This is a genomic window from Curtobacterium guangdongense (assembly GCF_049341845.1).
Taxonomy (GTDB): domain Bacteria; phylum Actinomycetota; class Actinomycetes; order Actinomycetales; family Microbacteriaceae; genus Curtobacterium; species Curtobacterium guangdongense.
In genome coordinates, this window is the sequence record NZ_JBMPIT010000017.1 from 21,109 (window position 1) to 44,131 (window position 23,023).

The 23,023-nt window shown below is 70.8% G+C and carries 24 protein-coding genes; 8 read left to right on the forward strand and 16 right to left on the reverse strand.

What is annotated here, in order from left to right; all coding sequences use genetic code 11:
• Positions 1 to 12: 12 nt before the first annotated feature.
• The gene (locus tag ACO0E1_RS18140; RefSeq protein WP_422875442.1) at positions 13 to 534 is read right to left on the reverse strand and encodes a hypothetical protein; all 522 of its coding nucleotides are present in this window, start codon (positions 532 to 534) and stop codon (positions 13 to 15) included.
• The gene (locus ACO0E1_RS18145) at positions 531 to 1,208 is read right to left on the reverse strand and encodes a TetR/AcrR family transcriptional regulator (protein WP_422875443.1); all 678 of its coding nucleotides are present in this window, start codon (positions 1,206 to 1,208) and stop codon (positions 531 to 533) included. The genes ACO0E1_RS18140 and ACO0E1_RS18145 overlap by 4 nt, the downstream gene beginning before the upstream one ends.
• Before the next feature lie 74 nt (positions 1,209 to 1,282).
• Between ACO0E1_RS18145 and ACO0E1_RS18150 the strand changes: the two genes are divergently transcribed.
• Complete coding sequence (locus ACO0E1_RS18150) at positions 1,283 to 3,256, forward strand: GMC oxidoreductase (RefSeq protein WP_422875444.1); 1,974 nt, start codon at positions 1,283 to 1,285, stop codon at positions 3,254 to 3,256.
• Between the two features lie 132 nt (positions 3,257 to 3,388).
• On the opposite strand, the gene ACO0E1_RS18155 is transcribed toward ACO0E1_RS18150, so the two are convergent.
• Complete coding sequence (locus tag ACO0E1_RS18155) at positions 3,389 to 4,168, reverse strand: Ltp family lipoprotein (RefSeq protein ID WP_422875445.1); 780 nt, start codon at positions 4,166 to 4,168, stop codon at positions 3,389 to 3,391.
• A gap of 192 nt (positions 4,169 to 4,360) precedes the next feature.
• On the opposite strand from ACO0E1_RS18155, the gene ACO0E1_RS18160 reads away from it, so the two are divergent.
• The gene (locus tag ACO0E1_RS18160) at positions 4,361 to 4,726 is read left to right on the forward strand and encodes a VOC family protein (protein WP_422875446.1); all 366 of its coding nucleotides are present in this window, start codon (positions 4,361 to 4,363) and stop codon (positions 4,724 to 4,726) included.
• A gap of 454 nt (positions 4,727 to 5,180) precedes the next feature.
• Positions 5,181 to 5,678 carry a DUF427 domain-containing protein gene (locus ACO0E1_RS18165; protein ID WP_422875447.1) on the forward strand — a complete coding sequence of 166 codons (498 nt, stop codon included), beginning with the start codon at positions 5,181 to 5,183 and terminating at the stop codon, positions 5,676 to 5,678.
• A gap of 3 nt (positions 5,679 to 5,681) precedes the next feature.
• On the opposite strand, the gene ACO0E1_RS18170 is transcribed toward ACO0E1_RS18165, so the two are convergent.
• From ACO0E1_RS18170 to ACO0E1_RS18190, 5 genes are all read right to left on the reverse strand, one after another.
• Positions 5,682 to 6,491, reverse strand: coding sequence for an ABC transporter ATP-binding protein (locus tag ACO0E1_RS18170; RefSeq protein WP_422875448.1), 810 nt, complete (start codon positions 6,489 to 6,491; stop codon positions 5,682 to 5,684).
• Positions 6,488 to 7,528 carry a FecCD family ABC transporter permease gene (locus tag ACO0E1_RS18175; RefSeq protein ID WP_422875449.1) on the reverse strand — a complete coding sequence of 347 codons (1,041 nt, stop codon included), beginning with the start codon at positions 7,526 to 7,528 and terminating at the stop codon, positions 6,488 to 6,490. Before ACO0E1_RS18175 ends, ACO0E1_RS18170 begins: the two co-directional genes overlap by 4 nt.
• A complete protein-coding gene (locus ACO0E1_RS18180; protein ID WP_422875450.1) occupies positions 7,525 to 8,550 on the reverse strand; it encodes a FecCD family ABC transporter permease in 1,026 nt (341 codons plus the stop codon). Before ACO0E1_RS18180 ends, ACO0E1_RS18175 begins: the two co-directional genes overlap by 4 nt.
• A complete protein-coding gene (locus ACO0E1_RS18185; protein WP_422875451.1) occupies positions 8,551 to 9,573 on the reverse strand; it encodes an iron-siderophore ABC transporter substrate-binding protein in 1,023 nt (340 codons plus the stop codon).
• A gap of 144 nt (positions 9,574 to 9,717) precedes the next feature.
• Positions 9,718 to 10,569 (reverse strand): SDR family NAD(P)-dependent oxidoreductase, encoded by an 852-nt coding sequence (locus ACO0E1_RS18190; protein WP_422875452.1) that lies wholly within the window; start codon positions 10,567 to 10,569, stop codon positions 9,718 to 9,720.
• 87 nt (positions 10,570 to 10,656) lie between these two features.
• Here ACO0E1_RS18190 and ACO0E1_RS18195 point away from each other — a divergent pair, with 87 nt between their 5' ends.
• Positions 10,657 to 11,232: a TetR/AcrR family transcriptional regulator gene (locus tag ACO0E1_RS18195; RefSeq protein ID WP_422875453.1), complete on the forward strand. Its 576-nt coding sequence runs from the start codon at positions 10,657 to 10,659 to the stop codon at positions 11,230 to 11,232.
• Between the two features lie 3 nt (positions 11,233 to 11,235).
• Here ACO0E1_RS18195 and ACO0E1_RS18200 read toward each other — a convergent pair whose 3' ends face one another.
• Entirely contained in the window at positions 11,236 to 11,688 is a 453-nt protein-coding gene (locus tag ACO0E1_RS18200; RefSeq protein ID WP_422875454.1) for a hypothetical protein, read from the reverse strand.
• A gap of 49 nt (positions 11,689 to 11,737) precedes the next feature.
• On the opposite strand from ACO0E1_RS18200, the gene ACO0E1_RS18205 reads away from it, so the two are divergent.
• Positions 11,738 to 12,400, forward strand: a complete 663-nt coding sequence (locus ACO0E1_RS18205) for a DUF3592 domain-containing protein (RefSeq protein WP_422875455.1) — start codon at positions 11,738 to 11,740, stop codon at positions 12,398 to 12,400.
• Positions 12,401 to 12,477: 77 nt separating this feature from the next.
• The gene (locus tag ACO0E1_RS18210; RefSeq protein ID WP_422875456.1) at positions 12,478 to 13,023 is read left to right on the forward strand and encodes a TetR/AcrR family transcriptional regulator; all 546 of its coding nucleotides are present in this window, start codon (positions 12,478 to 12,480) and stop codon (positions 13,021 to 13,023) included.
• A 12-nt stretch (positions 13,024 to 13,035) separates the two neighbouring features.
• Here the strand turns inward: ACO0E1_RS18210 and ACO0E1_RS18215 are convergent, their stop codons facing one another.
• Positions 13,036 to 14,061, reverse strand: a complete 1,026-nt coding sequence (locus tag ACO0E1_RS18215; protein WP_422875457.1) for an SDR family NAD(P)-dependent oxidoreductase — start codon at positions 14,059 to 14,061, stop codon at positions 13,036 to 13,038.
• Positions 14,062 to 14,249: 188 nt separating this feature from the next.
• Between ACO0E1_RS18215 and ACO0E1_RS18220 the strand changes: the two genes are divergently transcribed.
• Positions 14,250 to 15,134 (forward strand): DUF808 domain-containing protein, encoded by an 885-nt coding sequence (locus tag ACO0E1_RS18220; protein WP_422875458.1) that lies wholly within the window; start codon positions 14,250 to 14,252, stop codon positions 15,132 to 15,134.
• Between the two features lie 44 nt (positions 15,135 to 15,178).
• Here ACO0E1_RS18220 and ACO0E1_RS18225 read toward each other — a convergent pair whose 3' ends face one another.
• Positions 15,179 to 15,754: a TetR/AcrR family transcriptional regulator gene (locus ACO0E1_RS18225; protein ID WP_422875459.1), complete on the reverse strand. Its 576-nt coding sequence runs from the start codon at positions 15,752 to 15,754 to the stop codon at positions 15,179 to 15,181.
• A gap of 88 nt (positions 15,755 to 15,842) precedes the next feature.
• Between ACO0E1_RS18225 and ACO0E1_RS18230 the strand changes: the two genes are divergently transcribed.
• On the forward strand, positions 15,843 to 16,811 hold the full coding sequence (locus tag ACO0E1_RS18230; protein ID WP_422875460.1) for a zinc-binding dehydrogenase: 969 nt from the start codon (positions 15,843 to 15,845) through the stop codon (positions 16,809 to 16,811).
• Positions 16,812 to 16,944: 133 nt separating this feature from the next.
• Here the strand turns inward: ACO0E1_RS18230 and ACO0E1_RS18235 are convergent, their stop codons facing one another.
• The 5 genes from ACO0E1_RS18235 to ACO0E1_RS18255 all read right to left on the reverse strand — a co-directional run bounded on the left by ACO0E1_RS18235 (position 16,945) and on the right by ACO0E1_RS18255 (position 22,809).
• Complete coding sequence (locus ACO0E1_RS18235) at positions 16,945 to 17,859, reverse strand: carbohydrate ABC transporter permease (protein ID WP_281267019.1); 915 nt, start codon at positions 17,857 to 17,859, stop codon at positions 16,945 to 16,947.
• Positions 17,856 to 18,881 (reverse strand): carbohydrate ABC transporter permease, encoded by a 1,026-nt coding sequence (locus tag ACO0E1_RS18240; RefSeq protein ID WP_422875461.1) that lies wholly within the window; start codon positions 18,879 to 18,881, stop codon positions 17,856 to 17,858. Before ACO0E1_RS18240 ends, ACO0E1_RS18235 begins: the two co-directional genes overlap by 4 nt.
• A gap of 23 nt (positions 18,882 to 18,904) precedes the next feature.
• On the reverse strand, positions 18,905 to 20,221 hold the full coding sequence (locus ACO0E1_RS18245; protein ID WP_422875462.1) for an extracellular solute-binding protein: 1,317 nt from the start codon (positions 20,219 to 20,221) through the stop codon (positions 18,905 to 18,907).
• 77 nt (positions 20,222 to 20,298) lie between these two features.
• Positions 20,299 to 22,167: a glycoside hydrolase family 2 protein gene (locus tag ACO0E1_RS18250; protein ID WP_422875463.1), complete on the reverse strand. Its 1,869-nt coding sequence runs from the start codon at positions 22,165 to 22,167 to the stop codon at positions 20,299 to 20,301.
• Positions 22,168 to 22,344: 177 nt separating this feature from the next.
• On the reverse strand, positions 22,345 to 22,809 hold the full coding sequence (locus tag ACO0E1_RS18255) for a hypothetical protein (protein WP_422875464.1): 465 nt from the start codon (positions 22,807 to 22,809) through the stop codon (positions 22,345 to 22,347).
• Positions 22,810 to 23,023: the final 214 nt, after the last annotated feature.

The following is a 23,023-nucleotide window of genomic DNA, read 5'->3' on the forward strand; positions in this document are numbered from 1 at the left end:
GTGCGGCGCTGGTCAGGATGAGCCAGCAGGCGCACTCTCGGTCTCGTCGGTCTCGTGTGCGGCTGCGGCGGCGGCCGCGGCCAGGCGGTCGGCGCGACGGAACTCGCCGTTCCGCGCGAGGGCGGCGGCAGCACCCGCCGCGATCGACATCGGGACGAACAGGACGTACGCCGGCAGGAACGCGAGCGGGAGCGCGGCGAGGACCCCGGCGAGCGCCGACGTCGCGACGACGTGCAGCGTCCGGGACCGCACCGAGCGCATCGCCCGTCCGAGCAGCATCGTGAACGGCCACGCGACGACGGCTGCGAGCACCGCGGGCAACGACGACAGGGCGACGACCATGAGCATCCACAGCAGTACGTTGACGATCGCCTGCCACCACGGTTGGGGCTGCATCCCCCACCCCTCAAGCGCACCGGGGATCGACAGCGCGAGCACGACGGTGACGGGGAGGGTCACGCCGAGCAGCCACCCGAGCGCGCGGAGCACGAGCCACCAGCTGTCCGACCACGTCGGGTTTGCCGCCCCGGTCATGCCGCACGTCCCGCGACGATGCCGACGATCTCGGTCACGGTGGCGCGGAACGGCCGGATCCGGAGCATCGGGAGCGCGAACCGGAGCACACGGAGCATGGCGTCCACGAGCCGGTGCGTCCGGGCCTGCGCGTCGGAGGTGTCGTACGTCCAGAACAGCGCCAGCAGGAGGTACCCCATCCACAGCGCCGAGGGGAGGTCCTCGGCCAGGCGCCCCGGAAGCTGCTGTCTGGCGCCGCCGACGGCCTGCGTGAAGAGGTCGAGCACGAGGTCGCGTGCCTCGGACGACTCCGCCGCGAGCGGATTGATCGGCGAGTTCGGTGCGACCGCCGCGGCGAGGAACTGCGGCGCGATCGCGTGGTAGCCGGCGAGGTTCGTGAGCCCGGTGCGCAGGACGATGCCGATGCGCGCTGTGAGGTCGTCCGTGGTGTCGAGCAGCGGGAGCGCGGCCGCTCCGTGCTCGTGCTGCACGTCCACGTAGAGCTCCTGGACGAGGTGGTCCTTCGTCGGGAAGTGGTAGTACGCGTTGCCGACCGACAGCCCGGCCTCCTCGGCGATCCCCCGCATCGTCGTGGCGTCGTAGCCCTTCTCGCGCAGCGACCGGATCGCGACCGCGCGGATGGCGGCGCGGGTGCGTTCACGTTTGGGGAGCGGCGCGTCATCATTTTCGAACACGTTCAAAAAGTACACCCCATGCCGCGTCCGTGGTAGACGTACAGGGCGATCACCGCCACGACGAAGGAGTCCCGGTGCCGGATCCCCAGCTCGACGACGCAACCGCGACACGACTTCAGGAGCGCGTGGACGAGGTGGTCCCCGGCTCCTCGGCAGCCGGCGTCGACTTCCTCCGTTCGCTGCTCCCGGAACGCCCGGAGTGGGCAGCGCGGTTCCGCGACGTCGCCGAGCACGGGTCGGCGAGCACCGACTGGGACTGGTTCGCCGAGCTCGTCGCCGGTGGGCACTGGGCCGATCCGGCGTCGTGGCCCGCGGTGGACTGGCAGCCGGAGCCCCTCGACGGGTGGCCCCTCCCCGTCCCAGTGCCGACGGACCGGCCGGTGACGGTGCACCCGTCCGAGCTGGAACCCCGGTACGACGCCGTCGTCGTCGGCTCGGGTGCCGGCGGCGGCGTCGCGGCGTGCGGCTTGGCGGAGGCCGGTCGGCGCGTCCTCGTGGTCGAGGCGGGCGCGTGGCCGGACACCGCGACGCTCGCCCGCGACCACCTGCGGAACCCCCGCTCCGACTGGGGTCTGGCGCCGCTGTCCGGCCCGACCGACCCGCTCGACCTCCGCGTCGCGGACGACGGGCGCACCCGCCTGCCCATCAGCCCCGCCGACCCCGGGTGGAACAACAACGCGTTCACAGCTGGCGGCGGCACCCGCGTCTACGGTGCGCAGGCCTGGCGGTTCGCGCCGCTCGACTTCCGGATGGCGACGACGTACGGCGTCCCGGACGGCAGCGCGCTGGCGGACTGGCCGATCGGCTACGACGACCTCGAGCCGTTCTACACGCGTGCCGAGTGGGAGCTCGGCGTGAGCGGCGGGCCCGACGACGGCCGCTGGTCCGGACACCGCTCCCGACCGCTCCCGATGCCGCCGGTGCGGTCCGGGCCGTCGCGCGAACGACTCGCGGCGGCCGCGACGGACCTCGGTCTGGGGACGGTGCACGTCCCGCTCCTCGTGAACAGCACGCCGTGGCTCGGGCGTGGGGCCTGCGCGAACTGCGGGATGTGCGTCGGGTTCGCCTGCCCCGTCGACGCGAAGAACGGCTCGCAGAACACGATGCTGCCCCGGGCCTTCGCGACCGGCCGGGCACAGATCGTCCTCGAGACCCGGGCGGCCCGACTCCGCACCGACGCGGGGGGACGGGTCGTCGGCGTCACCCTCGTCGGCACGGTCGACGGGAAGCCCTGGCAGCAGGACGTCGACGCCGCCGAGGTCGTCGTCGCCGCCGGTGCGATCGAGTCCGCACGCCTGCTGCTGAACAGCCGGAGCGACCGGGAGCCGAACGGCATCGGCAACGGCAACGACCTCGTCGGGCGACACCTGCAGGGACACGTCTACGGCGGCGCGACGGGGGTGTTCGACGACGTCGTCGAGGACCTCGTCGGGCCAGGACCCTCGATCGCGACCACCGACCGCCGGCACGGCAACGCCGGCATCGTCGGCGGCGGGATGATCGCGAACGAGTTCGTCGCGACCCCGTCGAACACCTACCGGTACCTCGTCGGCGCGGGGCTCCTGCCGCGCACCGGCCGGGGGTCGACGGACGGCATGCGGCACCTCGTCCGCCGGACCATGCGGCTGATGGGCCCCATCCAGGAGGTCACCTCAGCCGACTCCCGCGTCCGCGTGGACGACCGGGTCGTCGACCGGCACGGGATCCCGGTCGCCCGGCTGAGTGGCTCCGTGCACGCCGAGGACCTCCGTGCCCGTGACGCGACGAGCGCGCTGGCCGCGTCGTGGCTCCGTGCGGCCGGAGCCACGACGGCCGTCGAGGTCGGCGGTACCCCCACCGGACCGTCCGGCGGGCAGCACCAGGCCGGCACGCTCCGCATGGGGTCCGACCCGACGAACTCGGTCGTCGACGAGTACGGACGGGTCTGGGGACACGACAACCTCCGCGTCACGGACGGCTCCGTGCACGTGACGAACGGCGGCGTCAACCCGGTGCTCACGATCTTCGCCACCGCCATGCGGACCGTCGCGCACATGACGGGCGGCTGACGGCCCGTGCCCGCTGTGTGCGGCTGCGCTTGTACTGTTCGTCGCCGCACAACGAAGAACACCCCGCGCCACGGATATCCGTGGTGCGGGGTGTTTTTCGTTGCGCTGGACGCTCCTGCCCGGTCCCGTTGCTCAGTCGTTCAGGTGCTGGATGGCGAAGTCCGCTTCTTCAGGGGTGAACTTCTCGCCGTATGAGCTCGTCAGCTGATCACGGATCGCCTCGGGCGACATCGCCATATCCGCCTGATAGGACTTCGCCTTCGCAAGCGCGTTGGCGTTCCAGTCCGCCTGCACGTTGTCGATCGCGTACTGCGCGGCTTCAGCCGAGAACTTCTCGCCGTACTCCGAGGTCAGTTGGTCGTAGATCCCCGCTTTGCTCATGTTCATGTCATGCGCATAGCTACCCGCCTTGATGAGTGCAGATGCGAAGTCCGCTGGGACTGCGGGGACATCCGCCTTGGGCGCCGTCGTCTCCTCCGGCTCCGGTGCGGTCGTCGCAGCGGCCGCAGGTGCTGCGGATTCATCGTTCCGAGGAGCTGCCTCCTCGGTCACGGCCACAGCAGGCTTGTTCGACGCCTGGTCGACCGCCGCGCCGATCCCGAGGGTCACTCCGATCGATGACAACACCGCAACCGCCCCGAGAACGAGCCCGGTCACCGCGAGCCCCTTCGGCTGCTTCCCTCGCAGTGCGAGCACGGCGAGAACGATCGCGACGATGCCGACGATCGCGCCGAACACGGGAATGAGGCCGAAGAGGAACGCCGCGATGCCGACGAGCAACGCCGCGAGCGCCAGACCCTTCGGGCCTGGAAGCGGTCGCTGAGGTCCAGGCTGACCGGGAAGGTAGGGCTGATTGGGGTTCGCAACGGGGGCTTGGTACTGGCCACCCAGAGGCGACTCGGGTGTCGTCATGTACACATTCTCACAGAAGCGGAGAATCATTCAGGTGCGGAAAGCCGCAATGTACACCCCCATTTCGCGGGCATGCCCGCAACGGTCACACATCTGTCGTCGCGCGGCCCGGATCCCGGCCACGGGGCGGACGGGAGGCTCGTGGCCGCGCCGCCACGAGCCTCCCGTCCGGCTGCTGGCCAGGGTGAGGCGATGGCGAGCGTCCGCGAGATCCAGGTCACCGTCGACTGCGCCGATCCGGCGCGCGTCGCGCGCTTCTGGGCCGACGTGCTCGGGTACGTCGCCGACGAGGACTCCGCGAGCGACCCGAACGGCGTCGGCCCGCGGCTGTACTTCCAGCGGGTGCCAGAGGGCAAGGTCGTGAAGAACCGCGTGCACCTCGACGTGCGGGTCGGCACCGGGCTGGTCGGCGAGGAACGGCTCGCGGTGCTCGAGGCCGAAGCGGCCCGCCTGGTCGAGCGAGGGGCGACGCGCGTGCGGTTGCTGCCGGCCGACGACGAGAACGAGTCGTGCCTGGTGATGCAGGACGTCGAGGGCAACGAGTTCTGCCTCGACTGACGCGGGACGCCGGCCCGTCGGCCCGTCGGCCCGTCGGCCCGTCGGCCCGAGTTTCGCGCTGGGCGACAGTCCTCGCGCGGTCCACGCCGTGATCTGTCGCTGAGCGCGAGACTCGGTCCGGAGAGGTCGGCGGGGCCTCGTCGGGTACGAGACTCCGCCGACCCGGTCGCATCCAGTGTCGCCGTCGACACGGTGCGACCTGCCGTGGTGCGGTGGGGAGTGCGTCGCCCCGGTGTCACCACGGAGTCGACCGACCGAGAGCGGATCAGGGGCCCTCGGCGGCCGGTCCTGACGCACCGACGAGCGTCGGGGCAGGCAGAACTGGTACGGCGGCCGGGGTCTGGGGCAGCTGTGCGGCCAGCCTACGACGATGCTCGCGGACGCACCAGAGCGCGTTGGCGCCAGGGGTATCGTCGGTGGCGTTCTCGTCCGACGCTGGGAAGGACACCGAGTCATGCAGCACCCCACCCCGATCACGCCGGGCCCCGGCCAGGAGTCCGTCTGGGACTACCCGCGTCCACCGAGGGTCGAACCCGTGTCCGACCGGGTCGTCATCAGGCTCGGCGGCGCGGTCGTCGCGGACACCACGAGTGCCGTGCGCGTCCTCGAGACGAGTCACCCGCCGGTGTACTACGTTCCCGTGACCGACTTCGCGGACGGCGCCCTGACCCGCACGACCGGCTCGAGCATGTGCGAGTACAAGGGCCGCGCGGCGTACTTCGACGTGCACGGCGGCGACACGACCGTCCCCCGCGCCGGATGGACCTACCCGTCGCCGGAGCCCGGGTACGCCGAGCTGCTCGACCGGGTGGCGGTGTACCCGTCCCGGATGGACTCCTGCGAGGTCGCCGGCGAGCGGGTCCGCGCACAGGCGGGCGACTTCTACGGCGGCTGGATCACGTCCCGGGTGGTCGGCCCCTTCAAGGGCGAACCGGGGACGATGGGCTGGTAGCGATCAGGACCGAGGAGCCGAGTGGTGCCGCCCGATCGGCACCATCAGCGGGGAGCCCGAAACCGGGTCCGTCGTGATGACGCTGTCGAGTCCGAACACCGTGCGCACGGTCTCCTCGGTGAGCACGTGGACGGGCGCACCGGCAGCGGCGACGGTCCCGCGGGCGAGCGCGACGAGGTGGTCGGAGTACCGGGCAGCCAGGTTCAGGTCGTGCAGCACCATGACGATCGTGGTGCCGTTCCGCAGGTTGAGGTCGCGGAGCAGATCGAGCACCTCCACCTGGTGCGCGACATCCAGGTAGGTCGTGGGCTCGTCGAGCAGGAGCACGTCGGTCTCCTGTGCGAGCGCCATGGCGATCCAGACGCGCTGGCGCTGCCCGCCGGACAGCTCGTCGACGTCCCGATCAGCCAACGCCGCGGTGCCGGTGACGTCGAGTGCCGCGCCGACGGCCTCGTCGTCCGCCCGGCTCCAGCGCTGGAACGCCCGCTGGTGCGGGTGTCGCCCGCGGCCGACGAGGTCGGCAACGGTGATCCCCTCCGGCACGATCGGCGACTGCGGGAGCAGCCCGAGCGTCCGGGCGAGCTCGCGCGCGGGGGTGTCGTGAACGGCTCGGCCGTCGAGCAGCACCTGGCCGCCTGACGGCCGCAGCAGCCGCGACATCGACCGGAGCAGCGTCGACTTGCCGCAGGCGTTCGCCCCGACGATCGCGGTGATCCGGCCGGCGGGCACGTCGAGCGACAGGTCATCGATCACGATGCGGTCGTCGTACCCCAGCGTCAGGGACGTGGTCCGGAGCTCGTGGGCGGTGGTCACAGCGAGGTCCCCCTGCGGTTGGTGCGGATGATGAGGTACACGAGGTACGGCGAGCCGAGCACGCCGGTGACGACGCCGACCGGGTAGCGGACGCCCAGGGCGTTCTGGCCGACCAGGTCCGCGACGAGCACCAGCGCGGCACCGACGAGCCCGGCGGGCACGAGCGGTGACGTCCCGGCTCCGACGAGGCGCCCGGCGATCGGCCCGGACAGGAACGCGACGAACGCGATCGGCCCCGACGCCGCGGTGGCGAACGCGACCAGCCCGACGGCGGCGACGATCACGAGCACCCGGGTCCGCTCGACGCGGACGCCCTGGGCGGACGCCGCGTCGTCGCCCAACCGCAGCGCGCCGAGGTTCCGTCCCTGTCCGAGGAGCACGGGTCCCAGGATCGCGAGGGCGACGGCGGACGGCACCACGGCCTCCCAATCGGCGCCGTTGAGACTGCCGGTCAGCCACCGCGTCGCCTCCTGCAGGTCCCACTGTGCCGCGCGCGACAGCACGTACGCCGTGACGGACTCGAGCATCGCTGCCACGCCGATGCCGATCAGGATGAGCCGTGTGCCCGCGACACCGCCGCGGTACGACAGCAGGTAGACGGCGACCGCGACGCCGAGGGCCGCGACGATCGCGAATGCCGAGACGGCGGTCCCGCCGAGACCGAGCGTGACGATCGCGAACGCGGCTGCAGCGCTCGCGCCGGAGCTGATGCCGATCACGTCGGGGCTCGCGAGCGGGTTGCGGAGCATGGTCTGGATCGCGACACCGGCGAGCCCGAACGAGAACCCGGTGACCGCGCCCATCGCGGCACGAGGTAGGCGGAGCCGGCCGACGGTGAACGAGGCGCCGGGGACGTCCTGCCCGGCGACCACGCGCACGACGTCGTCGAGGGGGTACCAGCGTTCGCCGACGACGAGCGAGGCCGTGAACGCGACCAGCACGAGCGCGACGAGCGCACCGATGACGACGCCGGCTCGGGCCGCGCGGCGACGACGCACCGCGCGGACGACACCAGCGGTGGGGACCGAGACGCTCACAGTGTCCGCACCTTCTTCCGACGGATGATCGCGATGAACACCGGGGCGCCGACGATCGCCGTCACGATGCCGACGTCGATCTCCTCCGGGCGGGCGATCACCCGTCCGACGACGTCCGCCGCGACGAGCAGCACCGCGCCGCCCACCGCCGAGAACGGCAGCAACCACCGGTGGTCGGTCCCGACGAGCAACCGGTACGCGTGCGGGACGACGAGCCCGACGAACCCGATCGGTCCGGCGACCGCCGTGGCGGCACCGCAGAGGAGCACCGCGCCGGTCGCGGCGACGGCACGGGTGATCGCGACCCGCTCCCCCAGGCCGGCGGCGAGTTCGTCACCGAGCGCGAGCGTGTTGAGCCCCTTGGCGGTGGCGGCGCAGAGCAGCGCGCCGACGACCAGGAACGGCAGCACCTGCACGATGCGGTCGAACGTCGCACCACCGACGCCGCCGATCTGCCACGACCGGACGCCCTCGGCGATGTCGCCGCGCGGCAGGGACACCGCGGTCACCAGGGACGCGAACGCCGCAGAGGACGCGGCTCCCGCGAGTGCGAGCTTGAGCGGAGTCGCGCCCCCGCGACCGAGCGAGCCGACGACGTAGACGAACACGGCGGCGACCGCGGCTCCCGCCACCGCGACCCACATGGTGCTGACCGCGGCGGACAGGCCGAACCACGCCATGCCGGTCACCACCGCGAGCGATGCTCCGGTGTTGACGCCGAGGATCCCCGGGTCGGCGAGCGGGTTGCGGGTCACGCCCTGCATGACGGTCCCGGCCAACGCGAGGGAGGCTCCGATCACCACCGCGAGCACGGTACGTGGCAGACGCACCCCCACCGCGGCCTCCCCCACGGTGCGCGCGTTGCCGGTCAGCCCGGCGAACACCTCGTCCGCGCTGACGGCGCGGGCGCCGACCGTCACGGACAGCAGGACCAGCGCCGCCAGCACGGCGAGGCTCAGCACGAGCCACACCGGCCGCTTCCTCGGCCGTGCGCGGGGCCAGTCGGCGCGGACGACTGCCACCTATGCCTTGTCGGCGGCGTCCGCCAGCATCTTCACGTAGTCGTCGAGGACCCACGAGATCGCGAGGGGCGTCGGGTTCGCCGCTGTGCCGATCGGGTCGCTCGAGGGCAGCGCCACGATCGCCTTGTTCGCCACGGCCGGCATCTTCGACAGCAGCGGGTCGGACTCGAGCGTCTGCACGAGGGAGTCGTCGCCGTAGGTCACGATGACGTCGACGTCGTCGAAGGTGTCGACCTTCTCGGCGCTGATCGTCTTGGAGAACTCCTTGCCCTTGGACGCCTCGGCGATGGACTTCGGGGCGTCGAGCCCGAGGTCCTGGAAGAAGAGCGCTCGGGTGTCCTTCGTCGTGTAGAAGCTGACCTTGCTGAGGTCGCTCTCGTCGACGTGGGTCAGGAACATCGTCTTCTTGCCCGCCAGCTGCGGGTACTCGGCGACGGCGGCGTCGATCTCGCCCTCGATGTCGTCGACGAGCTGGTCGCCCTCGTCCGCCAGGCCGAGCGCCTTCGCGCTCAGCTCGATCGACTCGCGCCAGTTCGTCGCCCACGCCGCCTCGGGGAATGCCACGGTCGGCGCGATCTCGCTGAGGGTCTCGTAGTCGTCCTCGGTGAGGCCTGAGTACGGCGCCAGGATGACGTCGGGCTCCGTGTCGGCGACGGCCTCGAAGTCGATGCCGTCCGTCTCGTCGAACAGCACCGGGGTCTTCGCGTCGAGCTCCTCGAGCTTCTCCGTGACCCACGGGAGCACTCCGTCGCCGTCGTCGTCGCCGAAGTTCGCCGCCGCCATGCCGACCGGAACGACACCGAGTGCGAGCGGCACCTCCTGGTTCTCCCACTGCACTGTCGCGACCCGCTTCGGCTTCGCGTCGATGGTCGTCGTGCCGAGCGCGTGCTCGATCGTGACCGGGAACGCGCCGTCGGATTCGGCTGCTGCGGTGCTGTCGGTGGACGGCGTGGAGCTGCACGCGGCGGTCAGCATGACTGCTGCCGCGGCTGCGACGATGGCGAGGGGGCGGAGCGGGCGCACGGGAGGTCCTTCCTGGGCGCGGTCGAGCGCGCACAGTGTCGTGGGGCGGTTGGTTCCGGCGCGCGACCGCGGATCGGGTCGCGACCGCCGGGCAAGGTAAGCCTAACCTAAAAACGGATCAGCCTGTACACCCCCACAGCTCGATCAAGCGTTCGCGAGCGGGTCGAGCTGCCCCTCGTGCACGTCGTCGGCGGCGGTCGACAGGCTGAGGTCGCGCCACCGCTCATCCTCGGCGAGCAGGTCTCTGCCGGCCGCGGTGGCGAGCGGCCAAGCGTCCGGCCCGACGAGCAACCGGAGCGGCGGCTCGTCCATCGCGGCCACGCGCAGTACCAGGTCCGCCACCTTCGCCGGGTCGCTCGCACCGATCAGCCCGGATCCGTGCGCGCGGATGACCGCCCCGACGGTGGGTTCGTACGCGGGCCGCACGGGGTCGACCCGCATCGACGACCCGGCCCAGTCGGTCCGCATCCCACCCGGCTCGAGCACCGTGACGTGGATGCCGAGCGGTGCGACCTCGGCCGCGAGGACCGACGAGAACCCGCCGACGGCCCACTTCGCCGACTGGTAGGCGGCGAGCCCCGGCGTCGCGAGCCGGCCGCCGACGGAGGACACCTGGACGATGTTTCCACTCCCCTGTTCGCGCGTGACCGGCAGGGCCGCGCGGGTGACGTTCACCACACCGAACAGGTTCGTCTCGACCTGGGCACGGAAGTCGTCGGGGTCGACGTCCTCGATGCTGCCCATGTTGGCGTACCCGGCGTTGTTCACGACGACATCGAGTCGCCCGAAGCGATCGACGGCGGTGGCGACGGCCCGTTCGGCAGCCGCCGGATCGGTGACGTCGAGCGCGACGGGGACGAGCGCCGGGTCGGTGAGGTCATCCAGCGCCGCGGGATCGCGGACGCCGGCGACGACCTGGTGCCCCGCGGCGAGCGCGGCGGTGACCACGGCGCGGCCGAGGCCGCGCGAGGCGCCGGTGATGAGGAAGACGGTCATGGCGATCTTCTGACTAACTGGTTGGTTAGCATTGATGAAACACCCGGAACGCAGCGTTGTCAACCAGGTGGTTGATAGCCTCACCGCATGACATCGCCGATGCCCCGTGACGCCGAGGCGACCCGCTCCCGACTCCTGCTCGCCGCGCGCGACGAGTTCGCCGCCGTCGGGATCGCCGGTGCCCGCGTCGACCGCATCGCTGCGGTCGCGTCGAGCAACAAGGCGCAGATCTACCACTACTTCGGCAGCAAGGAGCTGCTGTTCGACGCGGTGTTCGACGACATGGTCGCGGCGACGCTCGACGAGGTGCAGATCGACGCGGACGACCTCCCCGAGTACGCGGGGCGGCTGCACGACTCGTACCTCCGACGCCCGTGGGTGCAGCGTCTCGCGACGTGGTACCGGCTCGAGCGGGGCGAGGACAGCGTCATCGAGGCGGCCGCCAGGAGCAACGCCGGCAAGGTCGCGGCGATCGAAGGAGCACAGCGGGACGGCAGACTCCCGACCCGCTTCACCGCGACGGAGCTGCTCGGCCTCGTGATCCACACCGCCGCGTTCTGGAGCGGCAGCACCCCCGAGTACGGCGCGCTGATGCGTGACGTCGACGTCGCGCGGCGCCGCACGGTCGTCGTCGAGGCGGTCGCGGCACTGCTGCGCGACTGAGCCTCAGTCGATCCGCTCGTACCGCACGATCTCCGGCCGGAGCTTCAGCACGCGGATGAACGCACGCAACTCGTACGACCCGCCACCCACGGTGACCCGGTAGCGCTTGCCCTGCTCGACGTCGGCCGCGATGTCGTCCTGGTTGTCCCGCGTGACACCGCGGAACAGCGTGAGGTCGCCGCAGTCCGGCGAGGAAAACCGCACGAACGGCGAGTGCGAGTACCGGCCGGTCGTGATGCCGACGGCCGCCCCGTCCACCGCGCAGTCGAGCGTGACGGGATGCGTGCGGTCGTAGACCGGCAGGCCGAAGACGAACACCGGCACGGACAGCAGCGGCACGAAGACCAGCAGGAACGTGAGCCACCACCACACCCAGGCACGCCGCGGGTGCTGACGCACCCACTCCCGGCGGCGGTTCTCCAGCCCCGTCTTCGAGTACCCGTGTCGTCCGGCCACCGTTCCCCCTCGTGGTCACCGATATCCTCGCAGAGAGGGGGGAACACCGATGACGCACGTGGGGCCACGCGCCAGGCGACGGCCGTTCGACCGCACCCGCAGCGCCTGGACGTGGATCAGGACGATGCCGCGCGAGGACCGCAAGGGGCTCGCGCTCCTGGCCTGGTTCCTGCTGGCCGGACTGCTCATCCTCGCGAGCGGGCTGACGGTCTTCTGCGCACTGTTCGCGACCCCCGGCAAGTACGTCGCGCTGCACCACGACACCCAGCTGCGCGACGAGGGCCGGACCGTCTCCGCTCTGGTCACCGACATCCGCGAGACGCGGCACGTCGGCGACCCGGACTGGACCGAGTACACCCCGACCGTCAGGACCCGCATCGACGGCGTGACCACGTCGACGCGCCTGGACAACGACTCCGCGGACGAGGCAGGCGTCTACCGGGTCGGGCAACGCGTCCAACTGATGGTCGACCCGGCGCACCCGGACGAGCCTCGCGTCCGCAGCGACCGGATCCGCACCGCGCTCGTCGACGACGCCCGGACGTGGACGATCGTCCTCGTCGTCGGGGCGGCGGTGTTCGTCCCGCTCCTGACCGCGGCGATCCGCTGGGTCCGGCGCGAGGACCGGCGGACCGAAGCCCGTCGCCTCGAGCGCGCGGCCGAGCGCATCGCAGAGCGCGAGCGGGAACGCGACCAGCAGCGGGGAACGTGAGCACCCGACGTACGGGAGGCACGGTGCCGGCCCGCACCGAACCTCCCGTCCGCGACGTGGCTGGCTATGCTCGCGACGTGACGGATGCGCGGACCACCAAGCGGGCGGCCATCCTGGCCGCGGCCTCGACGCTGTTCGTGGACCGGGGCTACGCGGGGACGTCACTCCGCGACATCGGCCGCGCGGCCGACGCCGACGCGGCACTCGTGATCCACCACTTCGGCTCGAAGGACGGCCTGTTCCTGGCCGTCCTGGAGTCCGTCGGGCCGCAGCACCCGATCTCGGAGGGTCCACTCGACTCGCTCGGGGAACGCTTCATCCGGTTCGTGCTCGACGCCGGGCCCCAGGTGCGCTCGACCTTCCTCGCGATGCTGCGCGCGGCGGACTCGGACAGCATCAACGAGGAGCTCCGTCGGCAGCACGAGCTCGCCTTCGTGGGACCGCTCCGGGCTCGACTGATCGGCGCCGACGCGGACCTCCGCGCGTCGCTCGCCGCCGGCCTGGTCGGCGGGCTGCTCTACGCGCTCTGGGTGGTCGGCGACGAGACGCTGCTCGCCGCCGACCACGACCAGGTCGTCGCGAAGTACGGCCGGCTCTTGCAGGAGCTGATCGACCCCGCGTGAGTCGCGTCTGGGCTACTGGACGGACCAGCCGCCGTCGGAGGCGAGGACCGCGCCGTTGATGTTCACGGCGTCGTCGCTCAGCAGGAACGTGATCGACGCGGCCAGCTGCTCCGCCGTGGCGAGCGAGGGGATCGCCGCCTGGAACGGGCCGAGGCGTGCCGCACCGACCTCCGACACGTGCGCCGGCATCGGGATGCCCGTCGCGACACCGCCGGGGGCCACTGCGTTCACCCGGATGCCCTGCTGCGCGTACATGAACGCGGCGCTCCTGGTCAGGCCGATCACGCCGTGCTTCGACACCGTGTAGGCGTTGCCCGACGCGTTCCCGCGGAGCCCGGCCTCGGAGGCGACGTTCACGATCGCGCCCTTCCCGGCGGCGAGCATCACGGGCAGGACCGCCCGCGAGAGCTTGAACCCGCCGGTGAGGTTGATGCCGATGACCCGGTCCCACGTGGCGTCGGAGGTCTCGTGGAGGGGCGAGAAGTCGTCGTTGATGCCGGCGACGTTGGCGAGCGCGTCGATCCGGTCTCCAGCGGCGGCGACGATCGCGTCGATGTCCTCCTGCTTCGTGATGTCCCCGGTGACGGTGACGACCGCGCCGCCGGCGGCCGATGCACCGCCGCCCGTGCTGGCCGCGAACTCCGCGAGGCGGTCGACTGAGACGTCGACGGCGACGACCCGGCCACCTTCGCGGACGATGCGGGAGGCGGTCGCGCGCCCGATCCCGGACGCTGCGCCGGTCACGACGACGGTCTTGCCCGCGAACCGGCCTGCGGTGACCTGCTCGGTCCAGCCCGCGTCCTCGGTGGATTCAGGCATCTCACCACCGTTCGCAGCCCGGACGAGGTCGTCGACGGCCGATTGCGGCAGCTGCCCGCCGGACAGCACGACGAGCTGGTTCAGCGCCATGCCGCGGGCGGGCGTCAGGACCTCCGGGTCGAGGCCGGCCGGCGCGAGCAGGTCGCGGAGCAGGGCTCCCCCGGTGGGGTCGTCGAGCCACGTGCCGACGGTGGAGGAGCCGGTGAGCGGTGCGGACATGTGCGTTTCCCTTCGTCACCACCACAGGTCCGGCCCGGTCGGTCGACGAGCGTCGTTGCTTGGTGGCACTCGAATTCAACACTGTTGAACCGACTCTCCGACAGTGCTGATCCCGTGCGGTCGCTGGGAGTGCGCGAACGCCAGTAGTCTGAGCGTCCCGACAGCCACGATCCCCAGGAGGACCACGCATGTCAGTCGGCCTGCTCGCCGTCGTCGACGACATCCTGTCGGCCGCCCTCAAGGCCAGCGCGAAGACCGCCGGCGTCGTGATCGACGACGCCGCGGTGACCCCGCAGTACGTGCAGGGCCTCGAACCAGCGCGCGAACTGCCGGTCGTCGGGCGGATCGCCCTCGGCAGCCTCTTCAACAAGTTCGTCATCATCATCCCCCTGGCGCTCCTGCTCACGGCGTTCGCCCCGTGGGTGCTGCCGTGGCTGCTCGTCCTCGGCGGCACGTACCTGTGCTTCGAGGGCGCCGAGAAGGTCATGGAGTGGTTCGGCTTCCACCACGAGAGCGGTGCCGCGGAGACGACGACCGAGCCCAAGCTGGTGTTCGGCGCGATCCGGACCGACCTCATCCTGAGCACCGAGATCATGCTCATCGCTCTGGCGAGCCTCGACACCGGCCTCGGGTTCTGGGCGACGCTCGGCGCGCTCGCGGTGATCGCCCTCGCGATGACGGGGGTCGTCTACGGTGCCGTCGCGCTGCTCGTGAAGGTCGACGACGTCGGCCTCCAGATGATGAAGAGCCCGGCCCGTCGCACCCGGCGACTCGGCGCCAGGATCGTCGCCGCGATGCCGGCCGTCTTCCGCGTGATCAGCATCGTCGGCACCGTCGCCATGCTGTGGGTGGGTGGTCACCTGGTGATCGCGAACCTCGCCGAGACCTTCTGGCACGGCCCGCTCGACGTCCTGCACGCCGTCGAGCACGCGATCGAGGCCGCCGGCCCGGTCGTCACCTGGACCGTCGACACCGCGCTGTCGGCCGTGGCCGGCCTGGCCCTCGGCCTGGTCGTGGTCACGGTCGTGACCGGCATCGGCCGGCTGCGCGGACCGGCTCACTCCACCCACTGACGGACGGGAGGCTCGTGGCCGGTTGGTGGGGAGCCTCCCGTCCGTCAGCTGGTCGCCGCGCGGAGGCCGTCGACCGCGATGACGGCGAAGCGCCGCGCCGCCGCGAGCCGCTGCGCAGCTGGCGCGCGCGACACACCCCGTCCGGCGAGCAGCACCAGGACGAGGTCGTCGAGGACGAAGTCCACGCGGAGCGCACCGGCCGCCTGCGCCCGTCGCGCGAGGCCCGCGAGGATCCGCAGCAGTTCGGCCCGGTGGCGAGCGAAGTCGACGGCGTCGGGGAAGTCGTTCGTGAACGCCTCGACGAACGCGTGGTTCCTCGCGTTCAGCTCGCTCGAGTCGACGACCACGGACCGGAGCCCACGCCACGGATCCGGGTCGGCCGCCCCGCGTTCGACGATCGCACGGCACTCCCGGAGCTCCTCGGCGAACGCCGCGCCGACCAGGTCCTGTTTCGTCGGGAACCGTCGGTACAGCGTCGCCGGCCCCACTCCAGCGCGTCGTGCGACCTCGCGCATCGTCACCCCGAGACCGACCTCGTCGAACAGCGTCCTGGCCGCGTCGAGCAGGCGGTCGCGGTTGTCGAGCGCGTCGGAGCGCAAGTGAGGCATCGGGGCAGGCACGTCTCTCACTCTACGGAAGTGGACGCCCGCGTCCACTACCGTCGATCGCGCCGACCGACTGGTGCCGGCAGAACATGAGGAGGACGTCGTGCGCGCAGTGTCGATCGAGGAGTACGGGCCGGCGGAGGGCCTCGTCGTCTCGGAGCACCCGGACCCCGTCGCCGGAACCGGCTCGGTGCTGATCGAGGTCGAGGCGATCGGGGTCGGCGGGGTCGACGCGGTGATCCGCCGCGGGACCCTCGGGAGCTCGTTCCCGGTCGGGATGATCCCGGGCAGCGAGGTCGCGGGGACCGTCACCGCGGTCGGCCACGGCGTCGACGGCGCATGGATCGGCCGACGGGTGTGGGGCTTCACGGGCACCAGCGGGGCGTACGCCGAGCTGGCCGTGGCCCGGCTCGAGGACGTCTCGGTACTCCCGGACGACCTGTCCGCCGTCGATGCGGTCGCGGTCGGCAGCGCCGCGACGGTCGCGCACTTCGCGCTCCGGCACGCACGTCTGACGGCAGGCGAATCGGTCCTGGTCCGTGGCGCGGGCGGCAGCCTCGGGATCGCGGCCGTCCAGCTCGCCGCGCAGGCCGGCGCCACGACCATCGCGGTCACCACGTCGTCGCCCGAACGGGGCCGGCGACTGCTGGACCTCGGTGCCACCCACGTCCTCGACCGCTCCGGCCACCCCCTGGACGACGGCCCGGCTCCGTCGGCCTTCGACGTCCTGATCGACGTCGTCGGGGGCCCCGACCTGCCGTCGTTCCTCGAGCTGCTCGCGGCGAACGGGCGCGCGGTCTCGATCGGGGTGGTGGGCGGCTACCCGCCGGCCGACTTCGGCATGACGCTCATGCGACTGTTCCAGCGGTCGCTCTCGTTCGCGACGTTCAGTCTCGACACCGTGCCTCGTGCCGAGCGCAACGACGCCCGCGCCGCACTCCTCGCCACTGCCGGCGCCGGAGGACCGACGCCGGTCGTCGAGGCCTTCCTGCCGCTCGACGCCGTCGTCGACGCGCACCGACGGATGGACGCCGGGAGCGTCTTCGGCCGGATCGTGCTCATGGTGCGCTGAGCGAGACGGACGGGAGGCACGGTGCCAGCTGGCCCCTGGGCCCACACCGGCCGGTTCCGGACCGACGCGCCAGCGGCGGGTCGGCCGTGACCGGTGGGGAGCCTCCCGTCCGTCGTGAAGCCGGTTCAGGACGTCACTGCCCACCGAATCCGGTGGTCGCGATGCCCTTGATGATCTGCCGCTGGAAGAACAGGAACACGATGATGAGCGGCGCAGCCGCGAGCATCGCCGTCGCCATGTTCTGTGCGTACTGGATGCCGAACGCGCTCTTCACGGTCTGCAGCCCCACGGGCAGCGTCATCAGGTTCGCCTGGTTCGTCACGAGGAACGGCCAGAGGAAGTTGTTCCACGCCCCGATGAACACGAAGATCGCCACGGCGGCCAGGATCGGTCGCGACAGGGGCAGCACGATCGTGAAGAACACCCGGAGGCGCCCGGCTCCGTCGACGCGCGCCGCTTCCTCGAGCTCGACCGGGATCTGGTCGAAGAACTGCTTGAGGATGAACACCATGGCCGGCGCGATCACCTGCGGCAGGATGATGCCGAGGTAGGTGTCGACGAGGTTCATCGCCAGCATCTCGTAGAACAGCGGGATGATCAGCACCTGCGGCGGCACCATGATCGAGCCGATGATCGCGGCGTAGAGCCACTTCCGACCGGAGAAGTCGAGGCGGCTGAACGCGTACGCCGCCAGCGTCGACAGGATCACGGTGACGAGGGTGACGACGACGGACGTGAACAGCGAGTTCCAGATCCAGACCGGGATCTGCCCCTGGGTCAGCACCTTGACGTAGGCATCGATCGTGAAGCCACCGGCCGGGATCCAGGACTGCTGCGCGGCCGCAGCGTCGGTCTCGGACTTCAGCGAGGTGTCGATCGCCCAGAGGATCGGCAGCAGCCAGCTAACCGCCAGCACGATCAGGACGACGAGCGCACCGATACGTGCGGGCCCCCACTTCGGCCCGTGGTGCTTCGTGGTCCTGACCCGGACGGTCGTCGTGGGGGTGCTCGTCTGGAGCGACTGCGGGTCGATGGTGGCGGTGCTCATGCTGCCTGTCCCTTCGTGGCGGCACGGACGGCGGCGCGCTTGCGACGCGCGTCGGCCCGATCGGCACGGGCGATGGCGTCACCACGACGCCCGGCGGTGAACTGTGCGATCGAGATGATGACGATCATCGCGAAGAAGATGTACGAGATCGCGGACGAGTAGCCGAAGCGGTACCCGGTGAACCCGGACTCGAAGATGTACTCGACGATCGGCCGGGTGGAGCCGTTCGGTCCGCCGGTGGTCATCTGGTAGATCTGGTCGAACACCTTGAGGGACGCCAGGATCTGCAGGACGACGATGAGTCCGGTCGTGCCGCGCAGCTGCGGGAGCGTGATCGACCAGAGCTTCCGCCAGGTGCCGGCTCCGTCCAGCGACGCCGCTTCGTACTGCGACTCCGGGATGTTCTGCAGGGCGGCCAGGTACAGCAGGAAGTTGAAACCGACGGTCCACCAGACCGTGGTGCCGACGACGGCGTACATCGCGATGTTCTGGTCGTTGAGCCAGTTGCTCGCCGGGAGTCCGATCGAGGTCGACAGATGGTTGAACAGCCCGAGTTGCGGGTTGAACAGCCACAGGAAGATCTGCGAGACGACGGTCGACGCGAGCAGGTACGGCATGAAGAAGGACAGTCGCCAGAGCCACTGTCCCGGCAGGCCGGTGTTCACCAGGAGCGCCATCGCGAGGGCGACGACCACGAGCGGGATCGTCGACAGGACGGTGAACCAGACGGTGTTGCCCATCGAGCGCCACATGTCGGCATCCCCGAAGGCCTCGAAGTAGTTCGCGAAGCCGACGAGGTGGTTGCCGGCACCGGTGAGGCTGGTGGCGGTGAAGCTGAGGTAGAGGCCCCAGACGATGGGGACGACGAGGAACGCGACGAAGAACACGACGAAGGGGGCGACGAACGCCCACCCCGCGCGGTTGTCGCGCTTGCGCTTGACGGTCCGGCCCCTGGCACGGGACGCGTCGCGCTCCCCGGCACTGACTGCGTGCGGGGTCGGACCTGCGGTTGCTGATGCCACGATGTTCTGGACTCCTTCGTCCGTCAGCCGGCCGGGTTCGGCTCGGAGAGCTTCTTGTTCACGACGCCCATCAGCTGGTCCCATCCGGCTTCGGGCTTGGTCTGGCCGAGCAGCACGCCCTGCAACGCGTTCCCGACCGCGGTCTGGAAGTCGCTGCCGGCGCCGGTGAACCACGCCTGCGGGTCGTAGTTCGCGATGTCCGCGGCGCCCGCGTAGTGCGCCTGGGGCAGCAGCTTCTTGTACTCGGCGCTGTCGGTGACCGGGTTGTACGCCGGGATGTGCCCCGCCTGCGCCCAACTGAGCGACCGCTTGACGATCGCGGCGACGAACTCGTGCGCGTCACGGCGCTTCTGCTCGTCGACGACGTTCTGGTGCGGGAGCACGAAGGTGTGCGAGTCGGCGTAGGCCGCTGGCTCGGAGTACATCGTCGGGATCGGCCGGGCGTCGAACGGGAGCTTCGCGTCCTTCATCGACGGGGTGTCCCAGACGCCGGTGAACATGATCCCGGACTTCTTCGAGACGAACTCGGCGAGGGCGGTGCCACCGTCGGCCGCGTTCGCCGCGATGTCGCCGTCGAGCATCTTCTTCATGAAGTCGAGCGCGGCCATCGCCGCGTCCTTCTCGTACTCGGCCTTCTTGCCCGGCGTGAACACCATCGTGGCACCCTGCTGCCGGTAGAGCGTGTAGAGCATCCGCCACAGGTTGGCGCCGTCGTTGAGGTACCCGTACGAGATGCCGTGGGTCTTCGTGACCCCCTTGATCGCACGACCGACCTCGAGCAACTGCTCCGGGCTCGAGATGTCCACGATACGGCCGTCGCTGCCGAGCGCCCCGGCCTTGTCGAGGATGTCCGTGTTGTAGAACTGCACGAACGGGTGGGCGTCGAGGGCCACCGCGTAGTGCTTCCCGTCGACGAAGGTCTTCTTCCAGACAGCCGCGGGGTAGTCCGACTCACGGATGCCGAACTCGGCGAGCAGGTCGTCGTCCCACGTGTCGAGGAGACCACCGGGCGCGTAGCCCTCGAGGCGGCTCGCGTGCATGATCGCGAGGTCCGGCGCACGGCCCCCGACGCTCGCCATCGCGAGCTTCGTGTAGTAGGGCGTTCCCCAGGCGAGGACCGTCTGCTGGGCGGCGACTCCGGTCGCTGCGTCGGCACGTTTGACGAGGTCGGCCATCTTCGCCCCGTCACCGCCGGTCAGCAGGTGCCAGAACTGGAGTCGGTCGGCGCCGGAGGCGGCGGTCGATCCGGTCGCGCAGCCGGTGAGGCCGCCGGCGAGCACCGCGCCGCCGAGGATCGATGCGCCGCCGACCAGCAACTGCCGGCGGGAGAGGGGGGACATTCGGGTTCACTCCTTCGTGAAGTGGTACATCGTTGTAGTGACAGACGTGGCTGCACACGCCTGCCGGTCGGGGCGGTTCAGGGACGAGCAGCTGCCTCGATTGCGGCGAGCCGGGTCTGGATCTCGTGGAGGCGTTCGATGTCGAACTTCTGTCCGCGGGCGAAGTCGTACACGCCGTTCTGCTCCTGGAACACGTCGGTGAGCTGCGTGTAGCAGTACCCGAACATGTGCTCGTTGCCGAGGAGCGCGGTCACGAGCCCCTCGAAGCGGGCGTAGAACTCGTCGAGGGAGCGGACCCGCTCCCCGTAGCCCCACGACGTCGTGCCTGATTGCTCAGGGGCATCGGCGGCCGCAGCGGCCTCGGCGTTCCACCAGATGCCGCCGAACTCGCTGCAGAAGTAGGGCTGACCGTTGTACGGCAGGCTCCACGGGCGAGCGCCCTCCACGTGGCGGTCGCCGTCGTCCTCGGTGTTGGTGAACGCCGTCCGCGTCGTGGGATCGAGCATCCCGAGCGTCGCGCTGAACGTGGCCGGGTCCTGGTCGTAGTTGTGCGAGTCGTAGACGTCGGTCTCGAACACGCGGTGCGCGTAGCCCGACGCGTCGAGCACCGGACGGGTCGTGTCCATCGCCTTCGTGGCGAGGAACATCGCGCGGGTGACGTCGTCGAGGACGGTGATCCGGTCGGAGATGTGCTGACGCGTCTCGTTGAGCGGGCACCACCCGATGATGGCGGGGTGTGAGTAGTCGCGGTCGAGCGCTTCGAGCCACTCGGCGACGTAGCTGGCGTCGGGCTGCTGCCGGTCGTCGCTCGGGCCGGTCGTCTTGCATCCCCAGTCCCCGAACTCGCCCCACACGAGGTAGCCCAGTCGGTCGGCGTGGTACAGGAACCGCTCTTCGAAGACCTTCTGGTGCAGGCGCGCACCGTTGAACCCGGCCTGCATGCTGAGCTCGATGTCGTGCACGAGCGCAGCGTCCGACGGCGCGGTGAGGAGTCCGTCGGCGTAGAGCCCCTGGTCGAGCACGAGCCGCTGGAAGACCGTCTCGCCGTTGATCAACACCGACCGACCGACGATCGCGACGCTTCGGAGCCCGGCGTAGCTGCCGACGGAGTCGACGAGCTCGCCTGCCGAGTCGAGGAGCTCGATGCGCACGTCGTAGAGGAACGGGTCCTCGATCGACCACACGCGCACCCGGTCGACAGGGATGCGGACGGTGGCACGCGGCGTCAGGGTGAGGTCGGCACGGACCTCGTGGGTGCCGATCTCGCCCCGGTCGTCGGAGAGGACGACGCGCACGCGTCCGCCCGCGAGTCCGGTGTTCAGCGGGACCTCGATCGCGAACTGCTCGCCCTCGAGGTCCGGCGTGATCCGCGGACGGAGGATGGCGATCTCGGGGACCGGCTCGAGCCAGACCGTCTGCCAGATGCCCGTCGTCCGGGTGTAGTCGGCGTCGTGGTTCGCGTACTCGGTGGACTGCTTCCCGCGTGCCTGCGGTGCGTCCTTCGAGTCACGGGCACGGACCGTCAGGGTGACCGTGTCGCCGGCGCGGACCCCGGCGCGGGCGGTGAGGTCGAACGTGAAGCTCGTGAACCCGCCGCGGTGCCGACCGACCTCGTGACCGCCCACCCACACGGTCGCGTCGTGGTCGACCGCGCCGAAGTGCAGCAGGACGCGGCCGTCCCACTCACCGGGGACCGTGACCTGCCGGCGGTACCAGACCGCGTGGTGGAAGTCGACGTCGCCGATGCCCGAGAGCGTGGACTCCGGCGCGAACGGCACCGTGATCTCCCGCGACAGCTCGGCATCGGGAGACGACAGGCCGCGCTCGAAGCCCGAGTCACCCGGGTCGAAGTCGAAGCCCCACCGGCCGTTGAGGTTCATCCACCGCTCGCGGGTGCACTGCGGCCGGGGGTACTCGGGGCGGGGCGTCGGGGAGGTCGTGGTCATGGCTCTTCCTTGAGTTGGTACCAGGGATCGCCACGACGCTACAACGTTGCAATCGAGGTGTCCAGCACGGCATGTCCCGCTCCGAACCACGAAACGGACACAGCACCGCGGCGATCCGCGGTGCTGTGTCCGTCACGTGGTTCTGGAGAAGGGGGACGAGCCCGCGATCGAGCGAGCTCACCGCGGCCGGGTCCGGAGTGCCACCGACACCCGCAAGGACCCAACCGCCGACCCGACTCGCGGGGTCGTGTACGACACCCCCACGGTGAAGCGCCCATCGGAGCCCTCTGCGCCGCACGTCAGCTCGAGACCGGCACCATCGGCAGGGGCACACGGGCCGGTCTGTCGGAGCCGCAGATCGGAGCGACCGAGGATGCCGCGGAAGGCGGCGTCGTCGAGGGTCGGCGGGGCCAGGTACGTCCTCGTCACCGACGGACACGGATGCCCGAACCCGGACAGCTGCAGGCAGAGTCCGGCCCCGCGGGTCAGTTCCTCGTCCTGGAGTTCCCATCCCGACGGCACCGCGATCCGGTCGGCGATGCGGCGGACACCACCGTCATCCGAGGCTGCGACACCGACCCACATCCCGCCTCCCACCAGGGCCGCCACGACCGCGACGGCGATGACCCATCTCGTCTGCACCTGCTCCCCCTTGCGTCGCCCGATCCTCGCAGAGCAATCCAGACCACCGCTGCCGCACGTCCGGGGCACACGACGGTCAGGCCTGTTGCATAACGGAACGGTAACGAGGGAGAACCGGTCCAAACCATTCCCGGGACGGTGCCGAATCCCATGCACAGACCGGGAAACACCCGGAGCGCTCACCAGCCGCAGATAGCTGGTTCTCCACTCCTTG

Bases quoted from the DNA above. Each gene is read 5' to 3' on its own strand.
- ACO0E1_RS18220 (WP_422875458.1), top strand. From the start codon at position 14,250: ATGTCAGTCGGCCTGCTCGCCGTCGTCGACGACATCCTGTCGGCCGCC.
- ACO0E1_RS18155 (WP_422875445.1), bottom strand. From the start codon at position 4,168: ATGACGACACCCGAGTCGCCTCTGGGTGGCCAGTACCAAGCCCCCGTT.
- ACO0E1_RS18215 (WP_422875457.1), bottom strand. From the start codon at position 14,061: ATGTCCGCACCGCTCACCGGCTCCTCCACCGTCGGCACGTGGCTCGAC.
- ACO0E1_RS18245 (WP_422875462.1), bottom strand. From the start codon at position 20,221: ATGTCCCCCCTCTCCCGCCGGCAGTTGCTGGTCGGCGGCGCATCGATC.
- ACO0E1_RS18165 (WP_422875447.1), top strand. From the start codon at position 5,181: ATGCAGCACCCCACCCCGATCACGCCGGGCCCCGGCCAGGAGTCCGTC.
- ACO0E1_RS18235 (WP_281267019.1), bottom strand. From the start codon at position 17,859: ATGAGCACCGCCACCATCGACCCGCAGTCGCTCCAGACGAGCACCCCC.
- ACO0E1_RS18160 (WP_422875446.1), top strand. From the start codon at position 4,361: ATGGCGAGCGTCCGCGAGATCCAGGTCACCGTCGACTGCGCCGATCCG.
- ACO0E1_RS18250 (WP_422875463.1), bottom strand. From the start codon at position 22,167: ATGACCACGACCTCCCCGACGCCCCGCCCCGAGTACCCCCGGCCGCAG.
- ACO0E1_RS18140 (WP_422875442.1), bottom strand. From the start codon at position 534: ATGACCGGGGCGGCAAACCCGACGTGGTCGGACAGCTGGTGGCTCGTG.
- ACO0E1_RS18190 (WP_422875452.1), bottom strand. From the start codon at position 10,569: ATGACCGTCTTCCTCATCACCGGCGCCTCGCGCGGCCTCGGCCGCGCC.
- ACO0E1_RS18205 (WP_422875455.1), top strand. From the start codon at position 11,738: ATGACGCACGTGGGGCCACGCGCCAGGCGACGGCCGTTCGACCGCACC.
- ACO0E1_RS18195 (WP_422875453.1), top strand. From the start codon at position 10,657: ATGACATCGCCGATGCCCCGTGACGCCGAGGCGACCCGCTCCCGACTC.